This is a genomic window from Streptomyces sp. NPDC030143 (assembly GCF_055573695.1).
The window spans coordinates 101892-123817 of sequence record NZ_JBVIAY010000001.1 but is presented as its reverse complement, the minus strand read 5'-3'; the positions used below and the strand labels follow the sequence as shown (position 1 = coordinate 123817).

The window sequence follows — 21926 nt, the reverse complement described above, 5'->3', positions numbered from 1 at the left end:
CCATGCTGCGCAGGCGCACCCTCCTCGCCGGCCTCGCCGCCGGCGGTCCGGCAGCCCTCGGCGCCTCGCCCGCTCTCGCCCACGGCCGCCGCGTCCTGCACGTCCGCCCCGGTGACTGTCTCCAGGCGGCCGTCGACGCGGTGACCGGTCCGGGCTGGACGATCGTCGTGCATCCGGGGACGTACCGCGAGGTCGTCAAGGTCCACGCCGACAAAGCCGAGTTGACGCTGCGGGGAGCCGTCCGCGACCCCCGCGCCGCCGTCATCGTCTTCGACAACGCCAACGGCACGCCGAAGCCCGACGGCTCGGGCACCTACGGCACGGCCGGCTCCGCCACCTTCACCTCGGCGGCCCCCGGCCTGACCGTCCGCGACCTGACACTGGCCAACGACTGGCTGCGCGCCGACCACCCCGACATCACGGGGACGCAGGCGGTCGCCGCGTACGTGACGGGAGACCGGTCGCGATTCGAGAACGTGCGCCTGCTGGCCCACCAGGACACCCTGTTCGCGGACACGACCGCGCTGGAGGCCTTCGACCGGCAGTACTACCGCCACTGCTACCTCGAGGGCGACGTCGACTTCGTCTTCGGGCGGGCCACGGCCGTCTTCGACGCCTGCCACTTCCACACGCTCCGACGGGACGTGACCTTCACACCCAAGGGCATGGTCTTCGCCCCCGCCACGGCCCGTGCCAACCCGCACGGCTTCCTGGCCCTGCGCCAGCCGCACTGCTCACCCCGCACGGCAGCGGCCCGTTCCCGGCGGTGCTCCTGCTGCACGACCACGGGGCCAGGTTCGACATCGGCAAGGAGAAGCTGGTCCGGCCCTGGTACGACGCCGCCCGCCTGGACTCCGCCCAGGGCTGGACGGAGACGTACTTCAGCGGACGGTTCGTCGGCGACGAACTGGCCCGGCGGGGGTATGCCGTGCTCGCCGTGGACGCCCTGGGCTGGGGCGACCGTGGACCGCTCACCTACGAGCAGCAGCAGGCGCTGGCCGGCAACTTCTTCAACCTGGGCTCCTCCCTGGCCGGACTCATGGCCCGCGAGGACGCACGGGCCGCCGGCTTCCTCGCCCGGCTCGACCGGGTCGACCGGCGGCGGGTCGCGGCCCTCGGGTTCTCCATGGGCGCCTTCCGCGCCTGGCAGACCGCCGCGCTCAGCGACGACCTCGCCGCCGCGGCCGCCGTCTGCTGGATGACCGGCCTGAAGGAGATGATGGTGCCCGGCAACAACACGCTGCGCGGGCAGTCGTCGTACCACATGCTCCACCCGGGCCTTCCCCGGTTCCTGGACTTCCCCGACGTGGCGAGCATCGCCGCCCCCAGGCCGATGCTCTTCTTCAACGGCGGCCTCGATCCGCTGTTCCCCGCCGACGGCGTCCGCGCGGCCCACGAGAGACTGCGCGCCGTCTGGCGCTCCCGCCACGCCGAGGAGCGGCTGGTGACGAAGGTGTGGCCCGACCTCGGCCACGTCTTCACCGACCGCATGCAGGACGAGGTCTTCACCTGGCTGGACCGCGTCCTGTGATCCCCCTCCCCACCCCCACGACGCAAAGGACCCGCACCCCATGTCTCGTCGTACCGCTCTGACCCTGGGCGCGACCCTCGCCCTCGGCGCCGGCCTGGCCGTCCTCCCCACCCAGGCCCAGGCGGCGACCGTGGTCGTCAGCACCTCCACCGACCTGTCCAACGCCCTGAGGAACGCCACCCCCGGCACCGTGATCCAGGTGCGCGGCGGCACCTACTACCCGACGGCCACCCTCCAGTCGACCGCCGACGGCACCTCGTCCGCTCCGGTCACGCTCACCGCGTACGGTTCGGAGACCGTCAGGATCGACGGGTCGAACCTCCCCGACGGCGCCTGGATCCTCAAGCTCAGCGCCGACTACTGGAACGTCTCGGGTCTCACCTTCCAGAACTCCCCGGACAGCGCGGTCGTCTGCCAGTCCTGCAGGGGCACGAACTGGAACAACGTCAAGACCATCAACGGCGGCGACTCGGGCTTCACCCTCACCGGGGACGGGACGGTCGGCAACACCGTCCGCAACCTCGACTCCTACGGGCACTACGACCGGGCCAACCACGGCGAGAACGCCGACGGCCTGGCCATCAAGTTCGGTTCGGGTACGGGCAACCTGGTCACCGGGGCCCGCCTCTACAACAACTCCGACGACGGTCTCGACTTCTGGTCCTTCTCCTCACCCGTGACCATCGACCACACCTGGGCCATGGGCAACGGCAGGAACCGCTGGGGCGACTCCGCGTTCGCGGGCGACGGCAACGGCTACAAGCTGGGAGGCGACGGCGAGGTCGTCGCGCACGTCGTCAACAACTCGGCCGCCTGGGACAACGCGGGCAACGGCTTCACCGAGAACTCCAACAGGGGCGCGATCGTCATCAACCGCACCACCGCCTACAAGAACGCCAAGTGGGGCTACTACTTCGCCACCGGCGCGGCCCGGCTCGGCAAGAACCTCGCCGTGAGCAACGGCAGCGGCCTGGCGAGCAGGGGAGCGTCGGTGGTGTCGTCCGGCAACAACTGGGACTCCGGCATCTCCACGCCCGCCTTCCGCTCCACGGACGCCTCCAGCACGTACGGCGCCCGCCGTTCGGGCGGCGCGCTGCCCGTGACCACGTTCCTGACCACGGGCAGCACGTCCATCGGCGCGACGATGGACTGAGGGGCCCTTGCACTGTGCCCGCCTGGGACGCACCGCCTGACCAGGCGCTCCAGGGGGTGTTGCGAAAGTCCCGCCCAGCACCCACAGGACTTTCGAAACACCCCCTGGTAGGACTGCTGGCGCGCGACCGGCCGGATGCCCCTCCAGTGTCGGCACCACCGGCTCGATCGTGCCGTCCGCGGCGAACCCCAGCCGGTCGATCGTGGTCTCCCACTGGACCGTCCGGAACCTCACGGCTCTACGAGCCGCGCTCCTCGCCGCGGGCCGCGAAGTCGCCGCCCACGGCGTGCTCCTCGCCGTCCGCCCCGCCGGCGACCGCGTAGCGGTCGTCCTTGGCGTCCCGGCCGCCGCGGTCGTGGTCGTACTGCCCGGCGAACACCCACTCGCCCGCGGGGACCGCGCGGCCCTCCTTGAGCACCCAGGTGTAGACCAGGAAGCCGTCCTCCTCGGCGACCGTGAACGTGAAGTCGTCCTCCGGCAGTGAGCGCCAGGCGCCCGTCGAGGACACCCCGCCGGTCTGCGCGACCCGCAACTGCACGGTCAGTGCGGACAGTTGAGCGGACGTCTTGAGCGTGATGTTGCTCTGCGCCCAGAAGTCGTTGCTGTGCGGGTCCACCGAACCGTCCGACCACAGCGGGCCGTCCGCGGCGGGCAGCTGCCCGGCGGGCTGCGACGGCGACGACTCGACGGTCCTCGTCGGGGTCGGGTCCGGCTCGACCGACTCCGCGTCACCGCCGCCCGACGCGGCCGTCGTCGGCGGGGCCGGGGGACGGCTCGTGGCCCGCGGGGACTCGACCGGCGACGGCGACACGCCGACCGTCTGCTTCTGCGGGGGGTCGTCCTTCACCGCGGACGCCACCGCGTAACCGCCGACCGCGAGCATGCCCGCGACCGCGGCCGTCGCGCTCACGACCCGCGCCCAGCCCCACAGGGGCGCGCGGGTCGCCCGGTGGTCGCGGCGGTTCCCGCCCGCCATGCCCCGCTCGACCCGGGCCAGGATGCGCGCGCGGTCGGGCTGGTGCGCCCCGGCCGCCTCGTGCAGCCGGGCGCGCAGCTCGTCGTGCACGTCCCGCTGCATCGTCATCGGTCCCTTCCTCCGGCGTGACCGGTGCGCGCCGCCATCACGGCGTGCACCTTCTGCGGGGCTCCTTTGGCGCCGAGCAGCCTCTGCAACTCGGCCATTCCCTTGGAGGTCTGGCTCTTCACCGTACCCACCGAGATTCCCAGGGCCAGCGCGGTGTCCTTCTCCGAGAGGTCGAAGGCGTGCCGGAGCACCACACAGGCCCGTTTGCGGAAGGGGAGTCTACGCAGCGCCGACTGGACGTCCACCACGCCCGCCACGTCGGGGTTCTCCGTCTTCTCCTCGCGCTGCGACCAGAACAGGGAGATCCGGCGGCGTTCACGGACGGCGCTGCGGATGCGGGTGCGGGCCAGGTTGGCGACGACGCCCCGCGCGTAGGCCACCGGGTGGTCGGCCGCGCGCACGCGGTCCCAGCGGTGCCACAGCGCCAGCAGCGCGTCCGCCGCCAGATCGTCGGCGGCGTCCGCCTCACCCGTCAACAGGTGGGCCAGACGGGACAGTTCGGCGTAGTGGCGCTCGAAGAAGGCATGGAACTCCACGGAGGCGGCGTCGTCGACGACTGTGCCCACGGGTGACCTCTTCTCGGTGCGACTCCGGGCACCCGGCCGGGGTGCCTGTGCGTGTCACGTGAATGACATGGGAATGTCCCGAGGAGGTGGTCGGGACGAGATCGGGAAGCGTAGCAGTGATCGACAGCCCGGTCTGGTACGGGGGTTCGATCGCCGTACGGCGGAGCGACCCCCGATTCCGTAACACGGTGAAAACCTGAAGCGGGTTCGACAGGGGAACAATCCAGCCAGCATCCGCACCTTGATCGCCCAGGTCACGAGGAGTGTCCGCCATGTTCGAACCACAGAAGGCGGCCGACCGCCCCACCGCCGCGCCCACAGGGGTGAACAGCGTCGACCGGTTCTTCCGGATCTCCGAACGGGGGTCCACCTTCGGCCGGGAGATACGCGGCGGCTTCGCCACGTTCTTCACCATGGCCTACATCCTTGTCCTGAATCCCCTCATCCTGGGCAGCGCCAAGGACAAGTTCGGCGAGTCCCTCGACCCGGTCCAACTCACCACCGCCACCGCGCTGGTGGCCGCCGTCATGACGATCATCATGGGCGTGGGCGGCAACCTGCCCCTCGCGCTCGCCGCGGGCCTCGGCCTCAACGCCGTCGTCGCCTTCCAGATAGCCCCGCTGATGAGCTGGGACGACGCGATGGGCCTCGTCGTGCTGGAGGGCCTGCTCATCTGCGTCCTCGTGGTGACCGGTCTGCGCGAGGCCGTCATGCACGCCATCCCGCAGCAGCTGAAGCAGGCGATCAGCGTCGGCATCGGCCTGTTCATCGCCTTCATCGGCTTCGTCGACGCGGGATTCGTCAGCCGCATCCCCGACGCCGCGCACACCACCGTGCCCGTTCAGCTCGGCGGCACCGGCACCCTCACGGGCTGGCCCGTGCTCGTCTTCTGCCTGGGCGTGCTGCTGACCGTCGGGCTGCTCGCCCGCAAGGTCAAGGGCGCCATCCTCATCAGCATCGTGACGATGACACTGCTCGCGATCGTCATCGACTCGGCCGCGGACATCACCTCCTGGGGCCTGACCACCCCCGCGTGGCCCGACAAGGTCGTCGACAGCCCCGACTTCGGACTCCTCGGCCACTTCAGCCTGTTCGGCGCGTTCGGCGAGACCACCGCCGTCACCGTCGTCCTGCTCGTCTTCACCCTGGTCCTGTCCGACTTCTTCGACACCATGGGCACGGTCGTCGGCATCAGCGCCGAGGCGAACCTGCTCGACGACGAGGGCAAGGTGCCCGACCTCGGCCGCGTGCTGCTCATCGACGGCGCGGCGGCGGTCGCGGGCGGCGCGGCCTCGTCGTCCTCCGCGACCTCCTACATCGAGTCGGCGGCCGGCGTCGGCGAGGGCGCGCGCACCGGCTTCTCCAACCTGGTCACCGGCGGCCTGTTCGCCCTCGCCCTGTTCCTCACCCCGCTGCTGACCATCGTCCCGCTCCAGGCGGCGGCGCCCGCGCTGGTCGCCGTGGGCTTCCTGATGATGACCCAGGTCAAGAACATCGACTGGGACCGCTACGAGATCGCCGTTCCCGCGTTCCTGACGATCGCCGTGATGCCGTTCACCTACTCCATCACCAACGGCATCGGCGCCGGCTTCCTCGCCTACGTCGTCATCAAGACGGTCCTGGGCCGGGCGAAGGACGTCCACTGGCTGCTGTGGGGGGCCTCGGCACTGTTCGTGGTGTACTTCGCGATCGACCCGATCGAGCAGGTCCTCGGCGTCAAGTGACCTGGGGGGGCGGCTCCGCACCGGAGCCGCCCCGTCGTCTCAGCGCTTCAGCGCAGCCTCCGTCATCGCCCGGGCGACCGGCGCGGCCAGCCCGTTGCCGCTGACCTCCGAACGCTCCGCGTCGGACTGTTCCACCACCACCGCCACGGCGACCTTCTTCCCGTCGGCCTCGCCGTAGGAGGTGAACCAGGCATACGGCGTCTCGCTGTTGTTCTCACCGTGCTGCGCGGTACCGGTCTTGCCGCCCACGGTGACCCCGGCGATTCGCGCGTTCGTCCCCGTGCCCTCCTCGACCACCGTCCGCATCGCCGACCGCAACTGTTCGGCGGTGCGGGAGCTGACGACCTGTGAGGTGGACGCCCCGTCGTCGTAGTCCGCCAGGACGTCGCCGCCGCCGTCGGTGATCTGCGAGACCATGTGCGGCGAGACGAGCCTGCCGCCGTTGGCCAGGGCGGCCGAGACCATGGCCATCTGGAGCGGGGTCGCGGTCACGTCGAACTGGCCGATGCCGGTGAGGGCGGTCTGCGACTGGTCCATGTCCGACGGGTACACGCTGGTGTAGGCCCGCACCGGCACGTCCTGCGACGCGTCGTCGAAGCCGAACCTGTCGGCCGTCGCCCGCACCCTGTCCTGTCCGAGCTGCACGGCCATGTGAGCGAAGACGTTGTTGCAGGAGTACTGCAACGCCACCCGGATCGTGGCGTTCTCGCAGGGCGCGGACGCGCTCTCGTTGCGCAGCACGGTCCTGGTGCCGGGCAGGGTGTACGGGTTGGGGCTGTCGGTCGCCTCGTCCACCGAGGAGTACAGCCCGTCCTCCAGCGCGGCCGCCGCCACGACCAGCTTGAACGTCGAGCCCGGCGGCAGCGGCTGGCGCAGCGCGCGGTTGGTGAGCGGCTTGTCGGGGTCCGCGGTCAGCTTCGCCCAGGCCGCACCCGCGGTGTCGGCGTCGGTCAGCGAGGACGGGTCGTACGACGGGGTCGACACCATCGCGAGGATCCTGCCGGTGGCCGGATCGATCGCGACCGCCGCGCCCTTCTTGTCGCCGAGCGCGTCGTACGCCGCCCGCTGCACGTCCGGGTCGATCGTCGTGATCACGTCGCCCGGGGTCGCCCGCTCGCCGGTGACCGTGTCCATCACCGTCGTGAGCCTGCTGTCCGTGCCGTTGAGCAGGTCCTGGTAGATGCCCTCCAGCTGGGTGGGGGCGTAGGACTGCGAGGCGTAACCCGTCACCGCCGCGTAGAGCGGGCCGTCGGTGTACGTGCGCCGGTACTCGAGGTCGCTGCCCCGGGTCCGGGCCGAGCCGGTGACCGCCCGACCGGCCACGATGATGTTCCCGAGCGGCTGCGCGTACGTCCGGATCGCGTTGCGCCGGTTGTCCTTGTCGTCCGCGAGTGCCCGGCCTTCGTAGAACTGCACCCAGGTCGCCCTGACCAGCAGGGCGAACACCAGCAGCAGCGCGAAGACCGAGGCGCGCCTGATCGTCTTGTTCATGACGTCCGGAAGACGAGCCGGCCCGGGCGTATCGTTCCCTCCGCCCGGATTTCTCATCGTTCGTTCATCTACGGCCCTTTCAAGCCTCCAGGTGCAGCACGACCTCGTCGATCTCCCGGCCGCGCGCGTGCGCGTACCCCGTGGCCCGCGCGCTCGCCCGGAACCCGCACTTGTGAAGGACGCGCAGCGAGCCGGTGTTGTCCGCCGCCGCCCGCGCGTACAGCGGGCGTTCGGGCACCTCGGCCAGCAGTGCCAGCAGCGCGGCCGTGGCGATTCCCCGCCCCCAGTACGCGCGGTCCACCCAGTAGGTGACCTCCCGTTCGCCGGGCTCGCCGTAGACCGCGGCGTTCCCGACGACGTCGCCGTCGGCCAGGATGGTCCGCACGACGGCGGAGGAGGCGCGGACCTTTGCCCAGTGCGCCTCGAAGGCGTCCCGGTCATCCGGGTCCTCCGGGGTGAACGCGGCCATCCAAAGCGCCTCGGGATCGTTCAGCTGCCGGTAGAAGACCGGCAGGTCGCTGTCGTGCACCTCACGGAGTACCACCTGCACCGTTCACAGCCTCCGGGTCGCCAGGGTCAGCCGGTCACGCGCGTCGAACAGCGCGTCCTTCACCAGCTGCTCGTGTGCCGGCGTCAGTCTGGCCACCGGCACCGAGCAGCTGATCGCGTCCCGCGCGGGGGTGCGGTACGGGATCGCCACCCCGAAGCAGCGCAGGCCCAGGGTGTTCTCCTCGCGGTCCACGGCGAAGCCCTGCTCGCGCACCTGGTGCAGCTCCTCGATGAGCTTCTCGCGGTCGATGATGGTGTGCTCGGTCAGGGCGGGCAGGGTCTCCGGCAGCATCTTGCGGACCTGCTCGTCGGAGTACGTGCTCAGCAGCGCCTTGCCGAGGGAGGTGGAGTGCGCCGGGAGCCGGCGGCCGACCCGGGTGAAGGGCCGCAGGTAGTGCTGGGACTGCCGGGTGGCGAGGTAGACGACGTTCGTGCCGTCGAGCCGCGCCAGGTGGATGGTCTCGGTGGTGTCGTCGGAGAGCCGGTCCAGCGTCGGACGGGCGGCCGCGACCACCTCGTCCCCGTCGATGTAGGAGGTGCCCACCAGCAGGGCCCGCACGCCGATGCCGTACCGCGTGCCGGTGGCGTCGGTCTCCACCCAGCCCAGCTCCACGAGGGTGCGCAGCAGCATGTAGAGGCTGGACTTCGGATAACCGACGGCCTCCTGGACCGACGCCAGGGAGTGCATGCCGGGGCGGCCGGCGAAGTACTCGAGCAGTTCAACCGTCCGCACGGCGGACTTGACCTGCGCCCCGCCCCCCGTCTCACCAGCCGACATCGCTGTGACCACCCCTTCGTTCGACGAGAAGCTGAGGTTATAGTCTCAGCGTATTCACCATGAGAGACAGCGTTCAGTATATCGAACGACTCTGATCCAGAGCACGTGGAGGGACCCGCGGTGGCAGCAGCACCAGTCTGGAGTGTCGACCCCCGTACCGGGAAGCAGCGTGAACAGGTTGCGGTGGAGGCCACGGCCCAGGAGGTGGACTCCGTCGTCCGCGCCGCGCACGCCACGCGCGAGGCCCTCGTCGACCGGACCGTCCGCGCGGCCTTCCTGCGCACCGCCGCCGACCGGCTGCAGGAGGCCAGGGACCACCTCGTCGAGGTCGCCGACGCGGAGACCGCGCTCGGCCCGGTCCGGTTGACCGGCGAGCTCGCCCGCACCTGCTACCAGCTGCGCGCGTTCGCCGGCATCGTCGACGAGGGCGCCTTCCTCGACGTCGTCGTCAACCACCCCGACGACACCGCGACCCCGCCCGTGCCGGACCTGCGCCGCTACAAGGTGCCGCTGGGCGTCGTCGCCGTCTACTCGGCCTCCAACTTCCCCTTCGCCTTCTCCGTCGCGGGCGGCGACACCGCGAGCGCGCTGGCCGCGGGCTGCCCGGTCGTCGTCAAGTCGCACCCCGACCACCCGGGGCTGTCCGAGCTGGTCGCCAAGGTGCTGCGGGACGCCGCCGCCGAGCACGGCATCGACAAGGCCGTCGTCGGTCTGGTGCACGGCTTCGAGGCGGGCGTCGAGCTGATCAAGCACCCGCTGGTCGCCGCCGCTGGCTTCACCGGGTCCATCCGGGGCGGGCGCGCCCTGTTCGACGCGGCGGCGGCCCGGCCCGTGCCGATCCCCTTCCACGGCGAGCTGGGCTCCCTCAACCCGGTCGTGGTGACCGAGGCGGCCGCCGCCGAGCGTGCCGAGACCATCGGCACGGGGCTCGCGGGCTCCATGACGATGGGCGTCGGCCAGTTCTGCGTGAAGCCCGGGCTCGTGCTGGTGCCGTCCGGCGCCGCCGGCGACGGACTCGTCAAGTCGCTGACGGACGCCGTGAGCGACACCGACGCGGGCGTGCTGCTCGACCACCGAATGCGGGACAACTTCATCGCCGGGGTCGCCGAGCGCGCCGAGCTGCCCGACGTGGAGTCGCCGGTCACTCCGGGCGCGGGCGGCGAGCACACCGTCAGCGCCGGGTTCCTCACCGTGCCGGCGGCCCGGCTGGCCGCGGAGGGCGAGCACGACCTGCTGCTGGAGGAGTGCTTCGGCCCGGTCACCGTCGTCGCCCGCTACGAGGACGAGGACGAGGTCAGGGCCGTGCTGTCGCGGCTGCCGGGGAACCTCACGGCGACGGTCCAGCTGTCGTCGGAGGAGGCCGCCGGCGCCGGGCGGGGCGCGGAGATCCTCGCCGAGCTGACGCCGCTGGCCGGCCGGGTGCTGGTGAACGGGTGGCCGACGGGCGTCGCCGTGGCGCCGGCCCAGCACCACGGCGGGCCCTACCCGGCCACGACGTCCACCTCCACGTCGGTGGGCGGGACCGCCATCGAACGGTGGCTGCGGCCGGTCGTGTACCAGAACGCCCCCGAGGCGCTGCTGCCGCCCGAGCTGCGGGACGACAACCCGCTCGGACTGCCCCGGCGCTTCAACAACACCCTCGAGCGCTGACCACCCCGCCGGCCCCACGGACACACGGAGACTGGGAGACTCTGAGGATGGACGTCGAGATTCCCGAACTCCCTTTCCCCCTGCGCACGTACGGGCCCGACGGGCACTGGTCCCACGAGGACGGTGTCCTCACCGGGTGGGCCGGCCCGCGCCAGGACCGGTTCGTGCCGCCCACGGGCGAGGCGCTGGACCCCGCCTCCGACGCACCCCGCCTGCTCGGGGCGCCCGAAGGCGACTTCCAGCTGGTCGCCCGGGTCACCGTGGGGTTCAACGGGGCCTTCGACGCGGGCGTGCTGTACGTCCACGTCGGTGAGCGGGCCTGGGCCAAGCTCTGTCTGGAGTACTCCCCGGACGTGCCCACCGTCTGCACGGTGGTCACCCGGGGACACTCCGACGACGCCAACTCCTTCACCGTGGAAGGCAGTTCGGTCTGGCTGAGGGTGAGCCGGACCGGGCGTGCCTTCGCCTTCCACGCCTCGCGGGACGGTGAGCGCTGGACCTTCGTGCGGCTGTTCACGCTGGGCGACGAGAAGGAGACGGGCGCGGCCCTGGTCGGCTTCATGGCGCAGGCGCCGATGGGGGAGGGGTGCGTCGTGACCTACGACCACCTTCGGTTCAGGCCGAGCTGGCCGGACGACCTGCGCGACGGAAGCTGAGCCGGGCCGTCGGGGCACGAGCAGGGCCGCGGCGAGGGCCCGGCCCGCTCGCATCCCACCGGCGGGACCGGCCCGGGCCGAGGCCCAGCAGGGACCACCGCGTTTCCCGTGCCCGGTCCCGTGCGGGGAATGAACCCGGCCCCTTGAACGTTCACACACCGCCGGAGGGAGTCTCCGCAGCACCCGTACGACCTGGAGAGAGCCGAGAATGCGCGTCGAGATCTGGAGCGACATCGCCTGCCCCTGGTGCTACGTGGGCAAGGCCCGCTTCGAGAAGGCGCTGGCGGCCTTCCCGCACCGCGACCAGGTCGAGGTGGTGCACCGGTCCTTCGAACTGGACCCGGACCGCGCCAAGGGCGACGTCCAGCCCGTGATCAGCATGCTCACCAAGAAGTACGGCATGAGCGCGGCACAGGCGCAGGCCGGCGAGGAGAACCTCGGCGCCCAGGCCGCCGCCGAGGGCCTCGACTACCGCACCGAGGGCCGGGACCACGGCAACACCTTCGACCTGCACCGGCTGCTGCACCTCGCCAAGGAGCACGGCGTCCAGGACGAGCTGATCCAGGTCCTGTACCGGGCGAACTTCGCCGAGGAGCGGTCCCTGTTCACCGAGGGCGACGAGCGGCTCGTGGAACTGGCCGTCGAGGCCGGACTCGACGCGGCCGCCGCCCGCGCGGTGCTCGCCGACCCGACCGCGTACGCCGACGCGGTCCGCGCCGACGAGCGCGAGGCCGCCCAGCTCGGCGCGAACGGCGTGCCCTTCTTCGTCCTCGACCGCACCTACGGCGTCTCCGGTGCCCAGCCCGCCGAGGTCTTCGCCCAGGCGCTGACCCGGGCCTGGGGGGAGCGCTCACCGCTGACACTCCTCGAACAGGGGGACGCCGACGCCTGCGGTCCGGACGGGTGCGCGGTGCCGCAGCACTGAGATACCGCAGCTCGGCGCGGATGTATAAGCGTTCCTGAGGGACACTGCGCAGAAATCCGCAATGGACCGCGATGTCTTCGGGCCGCACAGTGGAGCCATGGAGACCACGGAGACGTTCGAGGACCTCGTCCGCGCCGAGTTCACCCCCAAGAGCATCTACCTGAACACCGCGAGCAACGGCCTGCTGCCCGCCCGCACCGTCACCGCCCTGCACGAGGCCGCGCTGCTGCGGGCCGAGGGCAGGCCGCTGACCTCGCTGTACGAGGACGTCGAGGCGTCCAGGGCCGCCTTCGCCCGACTGGCCGGCGTCCCCGCCACCCGGGTCGCCGTCGGCGCCTCGGTCGCCGCGCACACCGGGCTGATCGCCGCCGCGCTGCCCGCCGGCGCCGAAGTCCTCACCGCCGAGGACGACTTCACCTCCGTGCTGAACCCCTTCCACGTCCGCGGCGACCTCAAGGTCCGCACGGTCCCGCTGGAGCGGATCCCCGAGTCCGTCCGCCCCGGCACCGCGCTCGTCGCGGTCAGCGCCGTCCAGTCCGCCGACGGGCGCGTCGCCGACCTGGCCGCCCTGGGCGAGGCGGCCCGCGCGCACGGGGCGCGTACCTACGTCGACTTCTCCCAGTCCGCCGGCTGGCTGCCGTGCGAGGCCGATGCCCACGACTTCAGCGCCTCGGTCTCCTTCAAGTGGCTGCTCGGCCCGCACGGCACGGCCTTCCTCGTCGTCCCGGAGGACTTCGGCGGCCTGACCCCGCTGCTCGCGGGCTGGGTCGCGGCCGAACGGCCCTGGGACAGCTGTTACGGGCCGGTGGCCGAACTCGCCCACAGCGCACGGCGGTTCGACCTCACCCACGCCCTGTTCACCTTCGCCGGCCTGCGCCGCTCGCTCGAGCTGATCGAGGAGCTCGGAGTGGACGCCGTGCGGGCCCGCAACCTGGCGCTCGCCGACCGGTTCCGGGCCGGGCTCGCGGCGCTCGGCCACGAGCCCGTGCCGGCGCCGGGTTCGGCGATCGTCTCCGTGCCCGGACTCGGTCACCTCCAGCCCGAGCTCGGCCGGGCGGGCATCCAGGTCTCCGACCGCGCGGGCCGTCTGCGCGCGGCCTTCCACCTGTACAACACGCCCGCGGACGTGGACCGCCTGCTGGACGCGCTGTCGGGCTGACACACGACCGGGCCGGGGCCTCCCGTCCCACACGAGGAGGCCCCGGCCCGATGGTCGGGGACGGCTGTCCGGCCGGGGTTACCGCACCGGGGTGAAGTCCCGCGCCCCGATGAACTCGGGCCGCCGCACGGGAGCCGCGAACGGCTCGACCGCCGCGTTCTCCACGCTGTTGAACACGATGAACACGTTGCTGCGCGGGAACGGCGTGATGTTGTCGCCGGACCCGTGCATGCAGTTGCAGTCGAACCAGGTCGCCGAACCGGCCCGGCCCGTGAACAGCTTGATGCCGTATTCGGAGGCCATCGCGGTCAGCGCCTCGTCGGAGGGCGTGCCCGCGTCCTGCATCTGCAGCGACTTCTTGTAGTTGTCCTTCGGCGTGGCGCCGGCGCAGCCCAGGAACGTCTTGTGCGACCCCGGCATGATCATCAGACCGCCGTTGGTGTCGTAGTTCTCGGTCAGCGCGATCGAGACGGACACCGTCCGCATCCGCGGCAGGCCGTCCTCGGCGTGCCAGGTCTCGAAGTCGGAGTGCCAGTAGAAGCCGGAGGCGCCGAAGCCCGGCTTGACGTTGATCCGCGACTGGTGGACGTACACGTCCGAGCCCAGGATCTGCCGGGCCCGGCCGACGACCCGCTCGTCGCGCACGAGCCGGGCGAAGACCTCGCTGATCCGGTGCACCTCGAAGACGGACCGGATCTCCTGCGACGCCGGCTCGACGATGGACCGCTCGTCGGCCCGGATCCCCGGGTCGGTGACCAGCCGGTCCAGTTCCTGCCGGTAGACGGCGACCTCGTCGTCGGTGATCAGCTGGTCGACGGCGACGAAGCCGTTGCGCTCGAACGACTGGAGGTCCAGCGGCTCGAAGGGACCGGGCGCGTCCGGGGCACCCCAGACGACCGGGTCCTGGCGGGGGACGGTCACCTCGGTGGTGCCCCGGCTGGGATAGAGATCGGTGACGGCGGTGTCGGTGACGGTGGCCATGGGTGTCACACCTCCTCGGGTTCGGTGAGCAGCGGGTAGACGCCGTTCTCGTCGTGGTCCTCCCGCCCCGTCACGGGCGGGTTGAACACGCAGAGGCAGCGGAAGTCCTCCTTGACGCGCAGCGTGTGCCGCTCGTGGCCGTCGAGGAGGTACATGGTGCCGGGCGTGATGACATGGCTCTGCCCGGTCTCGTGGTCGGTGAGCTCGGCCTCGCCCTCGACGCAGACGACGGCCTCGACGTGGTTGGCGTACCACATCGACGTCTCCGTGCCCGCGTACAGGATCGTCTCGTGCAGCGAGAAGCCGACCCTCTCCTTGGCGAGGACGATGCGTTTGCTCTCCCAGGTGCCGGACGCAGCCCTCACATGCCGGTCGGTGCCTTCGATGTCCTTGAACGAACGGACGATCACGGTGGTGCGATGCCTCCTAGCTAGGGTTCTCAGGCGGTTTCCCGGACGGCGCGGGCGAGGATGCTCAGGCCCTCGTCCAGTTCCTCGGGCGTGATGGTGAGGGCGGGCAGCAGCTTGACGACCTCGCTCTCGGGGCCGGACGTCTCGACCAGCAGCCCGAGTTCGAAGGCGCGCCGCGCGATCCGCCCGGCCCGCTCCTTGTCGTGGAACTCCAGGCCCCACACCAGGCCGCGGCCGCGGTACTCCTTCACGTCGGCGAGGTTCTCCTCGCAGATCGCGATGAGCCCCTGTTCGACCTGCTCGCCGCGCTTGCGGGTCTGCTTCTCCATCGCCGAGCCGTCGGCCCAGTAGGTCTCCAGGGCGGCGGTGGCGGTCACGAAGGCCGGGTTGTTGCCGCGGAAGGTGCCGTTGTGCTCACCCGGCTCCCACACGTCCAGCTCGGGCTTGAACAGGCACAGCGACATGGGCAGGCCGTAGCCGCTGATGGACTTGGACACGGTGACGATGTCCGGCGTGATCCCGGCCTCCTCGAAGGAGAAGAAGGCGCCGGTGCGGCCGCAGCCCATCTGGATGTCGTCGACGATCAGCAGCATGTCCTGCCGCTCGCACAGCTCGGCCAGGGCGCGCAGCCACTCCGGACGGGCCACGTTGATGCCGCCCTCGCCCTGCACGCTCTCGACGATCACGGCGGCCGGCTTGTTGAGGCCGGAGCCCTGGTCCTCCAGGAGCCGCTCGAACCAGAGGAAGTCCGGGACCGTGCCCTCGAAGTAGTTGTCGAACGGCATCGGTGTGCCGTGCACCAGCGGGACGCCGGCGCCGGCCCGCTTGAACGCGTTGCCGGTGACGGCGAGCGACCCCAGCGACATGCCGTGGAAGGCGTTGGTGAAGGACACGATCGCCTCGCGGCCCTTCACCTTCCGCGCCAGCTTCAGCGCGGACTCGACGGCGTTGGTGCCCGTCGGGCCCGGGAACATGACCTTGTACGGCAGGTCACGCGGCCGCAGGATCAGGTCCTGGAAGGTCTGCAGGAACGACCGCTTGGCGACGGTGGACATGTCGAGCCCGTGGGTGACGCCGTCGCGCAGCAGGTAGTCGATCAGCGCCCGTTTCAGTACGGGGTTGTTGTGGCCGTAGTTGAGTGAGCCGGCACCGGCGAAGAAGTCGAGGTACTGGTGGCCGTCCTCGTCCTCCATGCGGCTGCCCTGCGCGCGGTCGAAGACGACGGGCCAGCCGCGGCAGTAGCTGCGGACCTCGGACTCGAGAGTCTCGAAGACGCTGAGGTCGGGCTGGGTGATGGTCACGGCGAAACGCTCCTCAAGGCGGTGGGGGGGGGGGACGTGGGCGGGGGATCAGGCGGTGGGGCCCGCCAGCGGGCCGATGCGGTACAGCACCTCGGGGTCGTGCGGACCGTCGGGGAAGTGGTCCGCGCCGAACAGCACCTCGCGGCTGACGCTCGCCCCGTGCCGGGCGGCGAAGGAGGCGAACAGCCGCTCGGAGGCGGTGTTGCCCGGGGTGATGGTGGTCTCGACGGTGGTGACCGGGCGCTCGGCGGCGATCCGTGCGACCAGTCCGTCGAGCAGGGCGGCGGCGAGGCCGCGGCCCCGGTACGCGGGGTCGACCGCCACCTGCCAGACCAGCAGCGTGTCCGGTGCCTGCGGCCGCACGTACCCGGTGACGAACCCGACGGGCTCCCCGCCCTCGGCACGCGCCACCGCCGAGGTGCCGGCGAAGTCACGGCACCACAGCAGATAGCTGTACGAGGAGTTCAGGTCGAGCGTCCCGGATTCCTTGGCGAGACGCCAGAGTGCGGCCCCGTCCGCCACCGACGGTCGGTCGATCTGCAGGTCTGCTTGCGTGGCAGTCATGCGGATGGAACTTACCGAGCGGAATTCAAAGATGCATGGAGAGGGGGCGTTGGTTGTGTGATGCCCTGGTGAGAGGTGGAAGATTTGTCCGGCTTTGCACCCGTCAAATCACCACAAAACTATATGGCTGTGCAATGCGTCACCCCCGTGTAATCCCCCCGAAACTCCCGGTGTTTAGTTCCGGGAGATCCGGGCAGAAGAACTCGGGAAAGCTATCGTCCGGAGAATCCGGTGGAATGGGGAAGGTAATTGTGGAATTACCGGGAATTCAGGCGCCGGTAACCGCGCCGACGCTCTCCGGATGAATACCGGAACGCCCGTCGTGCCGCGCGGCGCTTCTCACCAGGCCTCTTCCGTCGCCCGCAGGGCCGCCGCCAGGTCCACCGCGGCGCCCCGCTCCGCCAGCGCCGCCCCCAGGGCCGTCAGGGCCGTGCGGACCGTGCCCGGGGTGGCGTCCGGACCGTAGTGGTTGACGCGGATCATCTCCTTGGACAGCGCACCCCCGCCCGCGGCCATCGGGAGCGCGGGGTCGGCCGCCAGAGCGCGGGCCACCAGCTCCGAGGCGTCGACCCCCGAGGGGGTGCGCAGGGTCGTGGCGACGGGGGCGGCCTCCCGTGCCTCGTGCACGTACGGCTCCAGGCCGCCGCCCAGGGCGCTCGCGCCCGCCCGGGTCGCCGCGGCGGCGGAGGCGTGCCGGGCCATGACGTTCTCGAGCCCCTCCGCCTCGATCCGCGCCACGCACGCCTCCAGCGCGAGCATCTCCAGCTGGGCCGGCGCGTGCAGCAGGGCCCTGCGGCCGCCGTCGACCCAGCGCTCCTTCCAGTCCAGGAGGGAGAGGTACGAGCGGCGCGGCGCCTTCGGGTTCGCGGCCATCCGCTCCCACGCGCGCCCGCTCACCGACACCGCCGACACACCCGCCGGGCCGCCCATCGCCTTCTGCGCCCCGATCACGCACAGGTCCACACCCCAGGCGTCCGGCAGCACCGGCTCCGCCCCCACCGAGGCGACCGCGTCCAGGTAGAACAGCGCCCCGTGCTCCTTCACCACCTCGCCGATCTCCGCCACCGGGTTGGTGTTGCCGGTGGCCGCCTCCGCGTGCACCAGGGAGACGAAGTCGATCCCCGGGTGCTCGGCGAAGGCCTCCCGGACCTGCTGTGCGGTGACCGCCGTGTGGAAGGGCACCGCCAGATCGATCACCGTCGCGCCGCAGTCCCGCAGCCAGTCGCCGAAGGTCTGCCCGTACGGGCCCGTGATGACGTTCAGCGCGGTGGTCCCGGGACCGGCCGTCGCCCGGATCGCCCCCTCCAGCGGCAACAGCGCCTCGCCCTGCATGATCACGACGTCCTGCTCGGTGCTCAGCAGGCGCGCCACGCGGTCCTCGATCGACGCGAAGTGGGCGGCACTCAGCGGGGCCAGGTCCAGGAACGGGTGCGTCACGGCGTGCTCTCTTCACTCGCGGGGTAGGGGTGACGAGAGTAACTGGAGTGTCCTCCGACCCCTTTGGGCGATGACTTCGCAGGTCGAGCGGCCGCCGAGCCATGGGATTGGTTTGAGACACTCAAACTTCTCCTTATAATCGGAACTCGATCGGACGTCCTCGTCCCTACAGCTCCCCTCGAAGGAAGGCCCGCCGTGAACACGCTCCCCGGGCGCCGGACCCGCATCCTGGCCGCCACCGCCGCGACGGCCGGGCTCCTGCTCGTGGCTGCCTGCACCTCCACCGACGACGCGGGCAGCGGCGGCAAGACCGCCGCCGGCGGCGTCGAGCTGGTCAAGGCCGGACAGCTCACCACCTGCACCCACCTGCCCTACCCGCCGTTCCAGTCGGAGATCGACGGCAAGGTCCAGGGTTTCGACGTCGCCCTGATCGACCTCGTCGCCGCGGACCTCGGGGTGAAGCAGGCGATCCTCGACACGCCGTTCGAGAACTTCAAGACCGGCGCCTTCCTCAACTCCGGCGAGTGCGACCTGGCCGCCGCCGGCATGACCATCACCGAGGAGCGCAAGAAGAACGTCGACTTCTCCGACCCGTACTTCGACGCCACCCAGGCCGTGCTGGTCGACAAGAACGCCGGCGTGAACTCCCTCGCCGACGTGAAGTCCAAGGACGTCAAGCTCGGCGCCCAGGCCCAGACCACCGGCGAGGACTACGCCAAGAAGCAGGGCTTCGACCCGGTCTCCTTCGAGTCCTCCGACGCCGTCCTCAACGGGCTGCGCACCGGCCAGGTCAAGGCCGTCATCATCGACTACCCGGTCGTCCAGGGCTGGCTGAAGGACAAGGCCAACGCCGGCGCCTACCAGGTCGTCGGCAACCTCAACACCGGCGAGCAGTACGGCTTCACGGTGAAGAAGGGCAACACCCGGCTGGTCACCGCCGTCAACAAGGCGATCGCCGACGCCAAGGCCGACGGCACCTACAAGAAGCTCTACGAGCGGTGGATCGGCCCCTACGACGCGTCCGTCGCCTCCCCGTCCGCCTCATGAGCGACTCCACCGGGCCCGCCGCAGCGCCCCGCCGCAAGGGGCTGACCCGCCGCCAGAAGCGCAGCGTCTCGCGCGGTGTGCAGTACGCCGTCTTCGTGGCCGCCGTGATCGCCTTCGCGGTCTCGGCGGACTGGGACCGGCTGCAGAACCAGTTCGCGCAGGCCGACATCGCCGAGCAGATGTTCCCGGACGTCATCACGCTGGCGCTGAAGAACACCGTGCTGTACACGGTCACCGGCTTCGCCGTCGGACTGGCCCTCGGCATGGTCGTCGCGCTCATGCGGCTGTCCTCCGTGGGGCCCTACCGGTGGCTCGCCGGCATCTACATCGAGATCTTCCGCGGCCTGCCCGCCCTGCTGATCTTCATCTTCATCGGCGTCGCGGTGCCGCTGGCCTTCCCGGGCACGGAGATCATCGGCGGCACCTACGGCAAGGTCGCCCTCGCCCTCGGCCTGGTGGCCGCCGCGTACATGGCGGAGACGATCCGCGCGGGCATCCAGGCCGTGCCCAAGGGCCAGATGGAAGCGGCCCGGTCGCTGGGCTTCTCACCCGCCCGGGCCATGGTCTCGATCATCATCCCGCAGGCCTTCCGCATCATCCTCCCGCCGCTCACCAACGAACTCGTCCTGCTGTTCAAGGACTCCTCGCTGGTGCTGTTCCTCGGCGTCACCCTGGAGGAGCGCGAACTGTCCAAGTACGGCCGCGACCTGGCCAGTACCACCGCCAACTCCACGCCCATCCTCGTCGCCGGCCTGTGCTACCTGCTGGTCACGATCCCGCTCGGCTTCGTCGTGCGCCGTATGGAGGCGAAGGCCCAGGAGGCCGTGAAATGAGCCGACCGGAGATCGAAGTCCGCGGGCTGCACAAGTCGTTCGGCGACAACGAGGTGCTGCGCGGCATCGACCTGGAGATCGGCCAGGGCGAGGTCGTCTGCGTCATCGGCCCGTCGGGCTCCGGCAAGTCGACCCTGCTGCGGTGCGTGAACCTCCTCGAGGAGCCGTCGAAGGGCCGGGTCGTCGTCGGCGGCACCGAACTCACCGACCCCGACGTCGACATCGACGCCGCACGCCGCCGCATCGGCATGGTCTTCCAGCAGTTCAACCTGTTCCCGCACCTCACGGTGACCGAGAACCTCACCCTGCCGCAGCGGCGCGTGCTCAAGCGGGACAAGGCGCGGGCGGCGAGGGTGGCCGCCGAGAACCTGGAGCGGGTCGGGCTGTCCGAGAAGGCGGCCGCCTACCCCTCCTCCCTCTCCGGCGGCCAGCAGCAGCGCGTGGCCATCGCCCGCGCGCTGGCGATGGGCCCCGAGGTGATGCTGTTCGACGAGCCGACCTCCGCGCTCGACCCGGAGCTGGTGGGAGACGTCCTCGCGGTCATGCGCATGCTCGCCCACGAGGGCATGACCATGATGGTCGTCACCCACGAGATGACCTTCGCCCGTGAGGTCGCCGACCGGGTCGTCTTCATGGACGGCGGAGTGGTCGTCGAGGACGGCACCCCCGGGCAGGTCATCGGCAACCCCCGCCACGAACGCACCCGCCACTTCCTCTCCCGCCTCCTCGACCCGGCGATGGCGGACGTCGAGGAGGAGACGTCCGACCAGGTCGGCGGCGGCGCCTGACCCAAGACGCCCCACCCGCGACGCCTGATCAGGCACCATGCCCGCCAGGCGCTCACGGTGCAAGGGCCCCTAAGGTGCACTGCATGAGCGATCACGCCGTGCTGCACGTGAAGGGCCGCGTTCTGGTGGGCCCCCAGGACGTCCGCGACGACCTGTGGGTGGTCGACGGACGGATCACCTACGACCGTCCCGTCGCCGCCCGCGACATCCGCACGGTGCAGGGCTGGGCGCTGCCCGGGCTGGTCGACGCCCACTGCCATGTGGGCCTCGGCGCGCACGGCCCGGTCGAGCGGGACGTCGCGGAGCGGCAGGCGCTCACCGACCGCGAGGCCGGCACCCTGCTGATCCGCGACGCGGGCTCGCCCTCCGACACCCGCTGGATCGACGACCGCCCGGACCTTCCCAAGATCATCCGGGCCGGCCGGCACATCGCCCGCACCCGCCGCTACCTCCGCGGCTACGCCTGGGAGATCGAACCGGAGGACCTGGTCGCCCACGTCGCCCGGGAGGCCCGGCGCGGCGACGGCTGGGTGAAGCTGGTCGGCGACTGGATCGACCGCGAGGCCGGCGACCTGTCGGCGTGCTGGCCCCGCGCGGCCGTTCAGGCGGCGATCGAGGAGGCCCACCGCCTGGGCGCGCGGGTCACGGCCCACTGTTTCGCCGAGGACTCCCTCCAGGACCTGGTCGAGGCGGGCATCGACTGCGTCGAACACGCCACGGGCCTGACGGACGAGCTCGTCCCCCTGTTCGCGGCCCACCGGGTGGCGATCGTCCCGACCCTGGTCAACATCGCCACCTTTCCGAAACTGGCCGACGGCGGCGAGTCGAGGTTCCCCCGGTGGTCGGCCCACATGCGCCGCCTCCACGAGCGCCGCTACGACACCGTCCGCAACGCCTACGACGCCGGCATCGCCGTCTACGTCGGTACCGACGCGGGCGGCTCGCTGCCCCACGGCCTGGTGGCGGAGGAGGTCGCCGAACTGGTGACGGCCGGCATCCCCCCGGTGGACGCCCTGTCGGCGACGACCTGGAACGCCCGTGCCTGGCTCGGCCGCCCCGGCCTGGACGAGGGCGCACCGGCCGACCTGGTGGTGTACGACCAGGACCCCCGCCAGGACGTGCGCGTCCTGGCGTCCCCGCGGCGGGTGGTCGTCGAAGGGCGGGTCGTCGGCTGAGACCGGCGTCCCGCGGCCGCACGCACGGCACCGGACCGGCCTCGAAGCTACCCCCCTACGCCCAGGGGGCGGGCGCTGGCCGCTCGGGTCGTGCGGGCGGGTCGGCGGGTGCTCGCGGGGAGAC

General features: G+C 71.3%; 21 protein-coding genes and 1 pseudogene. 12 read left to right on the top strand and 10 right to left on the bottom strand.

The genetic code is table 11. From position 1 onward, the window contains the following. Nucleotides 1-2: 2 nt before the first annotated feature. The 3 genes and pseudogenes from ACZ4YY_RS00540 to ACZ4YY_RS00530 form a co-directional block, all read left to right on the top strand. Nucleotides 3-578: pseudogene (locus tag ACZ4YY_RS00540) on the top strand (pectinesterase family protein); the annotation flags it as partial. After that, nucleotides 467-1531, top strand: coding sequence for a dienelactone hydrolase family protein (locus ACZ4YY_RS00535; protein ID WP_468283176.1), 1065 nt, complete (start codon nt 467-469; stop codon nt 1529-1531). The pseudogene ACZ4YY_RS00540 and the gene ACZ4YY_RS00535, both read left to right, overlap by 112 nt. Nucleotides 1532-1571: 40 nt before the next feature. Then, complete coding sequence (locus tag ACZ4YY_RS00530) at nt 1572-2684, top strand: right-handed parallel beta-helix repeat-containing protein (protein WP_468281903.1); 1113 nt, start codon at nt 1572-1574, stop codon at nt 2682-2684. A gap of 238 nt (nt 2685-2922) precedes the next feature. Here ACZ4YY_RS00530 and ACZ4YY_RS00525 read toward each other — a convergent pair whose 3' ends face one another. Together ACZ4YY_RS00525 and ACZ4YY_RS00520 are read right to left on the bottom strand one after the other, a co-directional pair. Further along, entirely contained in the window at nt 2923-3768 is an 846-nt protein-coding gene (locus ACZ4YY_RS00525) for a hypothetical protein (protein WP_468281901.1), read from the bottom strand. Continuing rightward, entirely contained in the window at nt 3765-4334 is a 570-nt protein-coding gene (locus ACZ4YY_RS00520; RefSeq protein ID WP_468281899.1) for a SigE family RNA polymerase sigma factor, read from the bottom strand. Before ACZ4YY_RS00520 ends, ACZ4YY_RS00525 begins: the two co-directional genes overlap by 4 nt. Before the next feature lie 272 nt (nt 4335-4606). Here ACZ4YY_RS00520 and ACZ4YY_RS00515 point away from each other — a divergent pair, with 272 nt between their 5' ends. Continuing rightward, complete coding sequence (locus ACZ4YY_RS00515; protein ID WP_468281897.1) at nt 4607-6058, top strand: NCS2 family permease; 1452 nt, start codon at nt 4607-4609, stop codon at nt 6056-6058. Nucleotides 6059-6097: 39 nt separating this feature from the next. On the opposite strand, the gene ACZ4YY_RS00510 is transcribed toward ACZ4YY_RS00515, so the two are convergent. From ACZ4YY_RS00510 to ACZ4YY_RS00500, 3 genes are all read right to left on the bottom strand, one after another. After that, nucleotides 6098-7549 (bottom strand): peptidoglycan D,D-transpeptidase FtsI family protein, encoded by a 1452-nt coding sequence (locus ACZ4YY_RS00510; RefSeq protein ID WP_468281895.1) that lies wholly within the window; start codon nt 7547-7549, stop codon nt 6098-6100. Nucleotides 7550-7628: 79 nt separating this feature from the next. Further along, nucleotides 7629-8099 carry a GNAT family N-acetyltransferase gene (locus ACZ4YY_RS00505; RefSeq protein ID WP_468281893.1) on the bottom strand — a complete coding sequence of 157 codons (471 nt, stop codon included), beginning with the start codon at nt 8097-8099 and terminating at the stop codon, nt 7629-7631. A gap of 3 nt (nt 8100-8102) precedes the next feature. Continuing rightward, nucleotides 8103-8876, bottom strand: coding sequence for an IclR family transcriptional regulator (locus ACZ4YY_RS00500; RefSeq protein WP_468281891.1), 774 nt, complete (start codon nt 8874-8876; stop codon nt 8103-8105). A gap of 120 nt (nt 8877-8996) precedes the next feature. Here ACZ4YY_RS00500 and ACZ4YY_RS00495 point away from each other — a divergent pair, with 120 nt between their 5' ends. The 4 genes from ACZ4YY_RS00495 to ACZ4YY_RS00480 all read left to right on the top strand — a co-directional run bounded on the left by ACZ4YY_RS00495 (nt 8997) and on the right by ACZ4YY_RS00480 (nt 13266). Continuing rightward, entirely contained in the window at nt 8997-10526 is a 1530-nt protein-coding gene (locus ACZ4YY_RS00495) for an aldehyde dehydrogenase (NADP(+)) (protein WP_468281889.1), read from the top strand. 47 nt (nt 10527-10573) lie between these two features. After that, nucleotides 10574-11182, top strand: coding sequence for a DUF1349 domain-containing protein (locus tag ACZ4YY_RS00490; protein WP_468281887.1), 609 nt, complete (start codon nt 10574-10576; stop codon nt 11180-11182). A 208-nt stretch (nt 11183-11390) separates the two neighbouring features. Then, nucleotides 11391-12107, top strand: coding sequence for a DsbA family oxidoreductase (locus tag ACZ4YY_RS00485; RefSeq protein ID WP_468281885.1), 717 nt, complete (start codon nt 11391-11393; stop codon nt 12105-12107). A 97-nt stretch (nt 12108-12204) separates the two neighbouring features. Then, the gene (locus ACZ4YY_RS00480) at nt 12205-13266 is read left to right on the top strand and encodes an aminotransferase class V-fold PLP-dependent enzyme (protein WP_468281883.1); all 1062 of its coding nucleotides are present in this window, start codon (nt 12205-12207) and stop codon (nt 13264-13266) included. A gap of 78 nt (nt 13267-13344) precedes the next feature. Here ACZ4YY_RS00480 and thpD read toward each other — a convergent pair whose 3' ends face one another. The 5 genes from thpD to ACZ4YY_RS00455 form a co-directional block, all read right to left on the bottom strand. Further along, on the bottom strand, nt 13345-14247 hold the full coding sequence (gene thpD / locus ACZ4YY_RS00475; protein WP_468281881.1) for an ectoine hydroxylase: 903 nt from the start codon (nt 14245-14247) through the stop codon (nt 13345-13347). A 5-nt stretch (nt 14248-14252) separates the two neighbouring features. Further along, entirely contained in the window at nt 14253-14657 is a 405-nt protein-coding gene (locus ACZ4YY_RS00470) for an ectoine synthase (protein WP_468281879.1), read from the bottom strand. 29 nt (nt 14658-14686) lie between these two features. Continuing rightward, on the bottom strand, nt 14687-15958 hold the full coding sequence (gene ectB / locus ACZ4YY_RS00465) for a diaminobutyrate--2-oxoglutarate transaminase (RefSeq protein ID WP_468281877.1): 1272 nt from the start codon (nt 15956-15958) through the stop codon (nt 14687-14689). Between the two features lie 48 nt (nt 15959-16006). Then, nucleotides 16007-16522 carry a diaminobutyrate acetyltransferase gene (gene ectA / locus ACZ4YY_RS00460; protein ID WP_468281875.1) on the bottom strand — a complete coding sequence of 172 codons (516 nt, stop codon included), beginning with the start codon at nt 16520-16522 and terminating at the stop codon, nt 16007-16009. A 339-nt stretch (nt 16523-16861) separates the two neighbouring features. Beyond that, on the bottom strand, nt 16862-17959 hold the full coding sequence (locus ACZ4YY_RS00455) for a pyridoxal-phosphate-dependent aminotransferase family protein (RefSeq protein ID WP_468281873.1): 1098 nt from the start codon (nt 17957-17959) through the stop codon (nt 16862-16864). Nucleotides 17960-18154: 195 nt separating this feature from the next. On the opposite strand from ACZ4YY_RS00455, the gene ACZ4YY_RS00450 reads away from it, so the two are divergent. The 4 genes from ACZ4YY_RS00450 (at nt 18155) to ACZ4YY_RS00435 (ending at nt 21802) form a co-directional block, all read left to right on the top strand. Next, entirely contained in the window at nt 18155-19006 is an 852-nt protein-coding gene (locus ACZ4YY_RS00450; protein ID WP_468281871.1) for a transporter substrate-binding domain-containing protein, read from the top strand. After that, nucleotides 19003-19839, top strand: coding sequence for an amino acid ABC transporter permease (locus ACZ4YY_RS00445; RefSeq protein WP_468281869.1), 837 nt, complete (start codon nt 19003-19005; stop codon nt 19837-19839). Before ACZ4YY_RS00450 ends, ACZ4YY_RS00445 begins: the two co-directional genes overlap by 4 nt. Further along, nucleotides 19836-20627 carry an amino acid ABC transporter ATP-binding protein gene (locus ACZ4YY_RS00440; RefSeq protein WP_468281867.1) on the top strand — a complete coding sequence of 264 codons (792 nt, stop codon included), beginning with the start codon at nt 19836-19838 and terminating at the stop codon, nt 20625-20627. The genes ACZ4YY_RS00445 and ACZ4YY_RS00440 overlap by 4 nt, the downstream gene beginning before the upstream one ends. Before the next feature lie 83 nt (nt 20628-20710). Then, complete coding sequence (locus ACZ4YY_RS00435) at nt 20711-21802, top strand: amidohydrolase family protein (protein WP_468281865.1); 1092 nt, start codon at nt 20711-20713, stop codon at nt 21800-21802. The last annotated feature ends 124 nt before the right edge of the window (nt 21803-21926 follow it).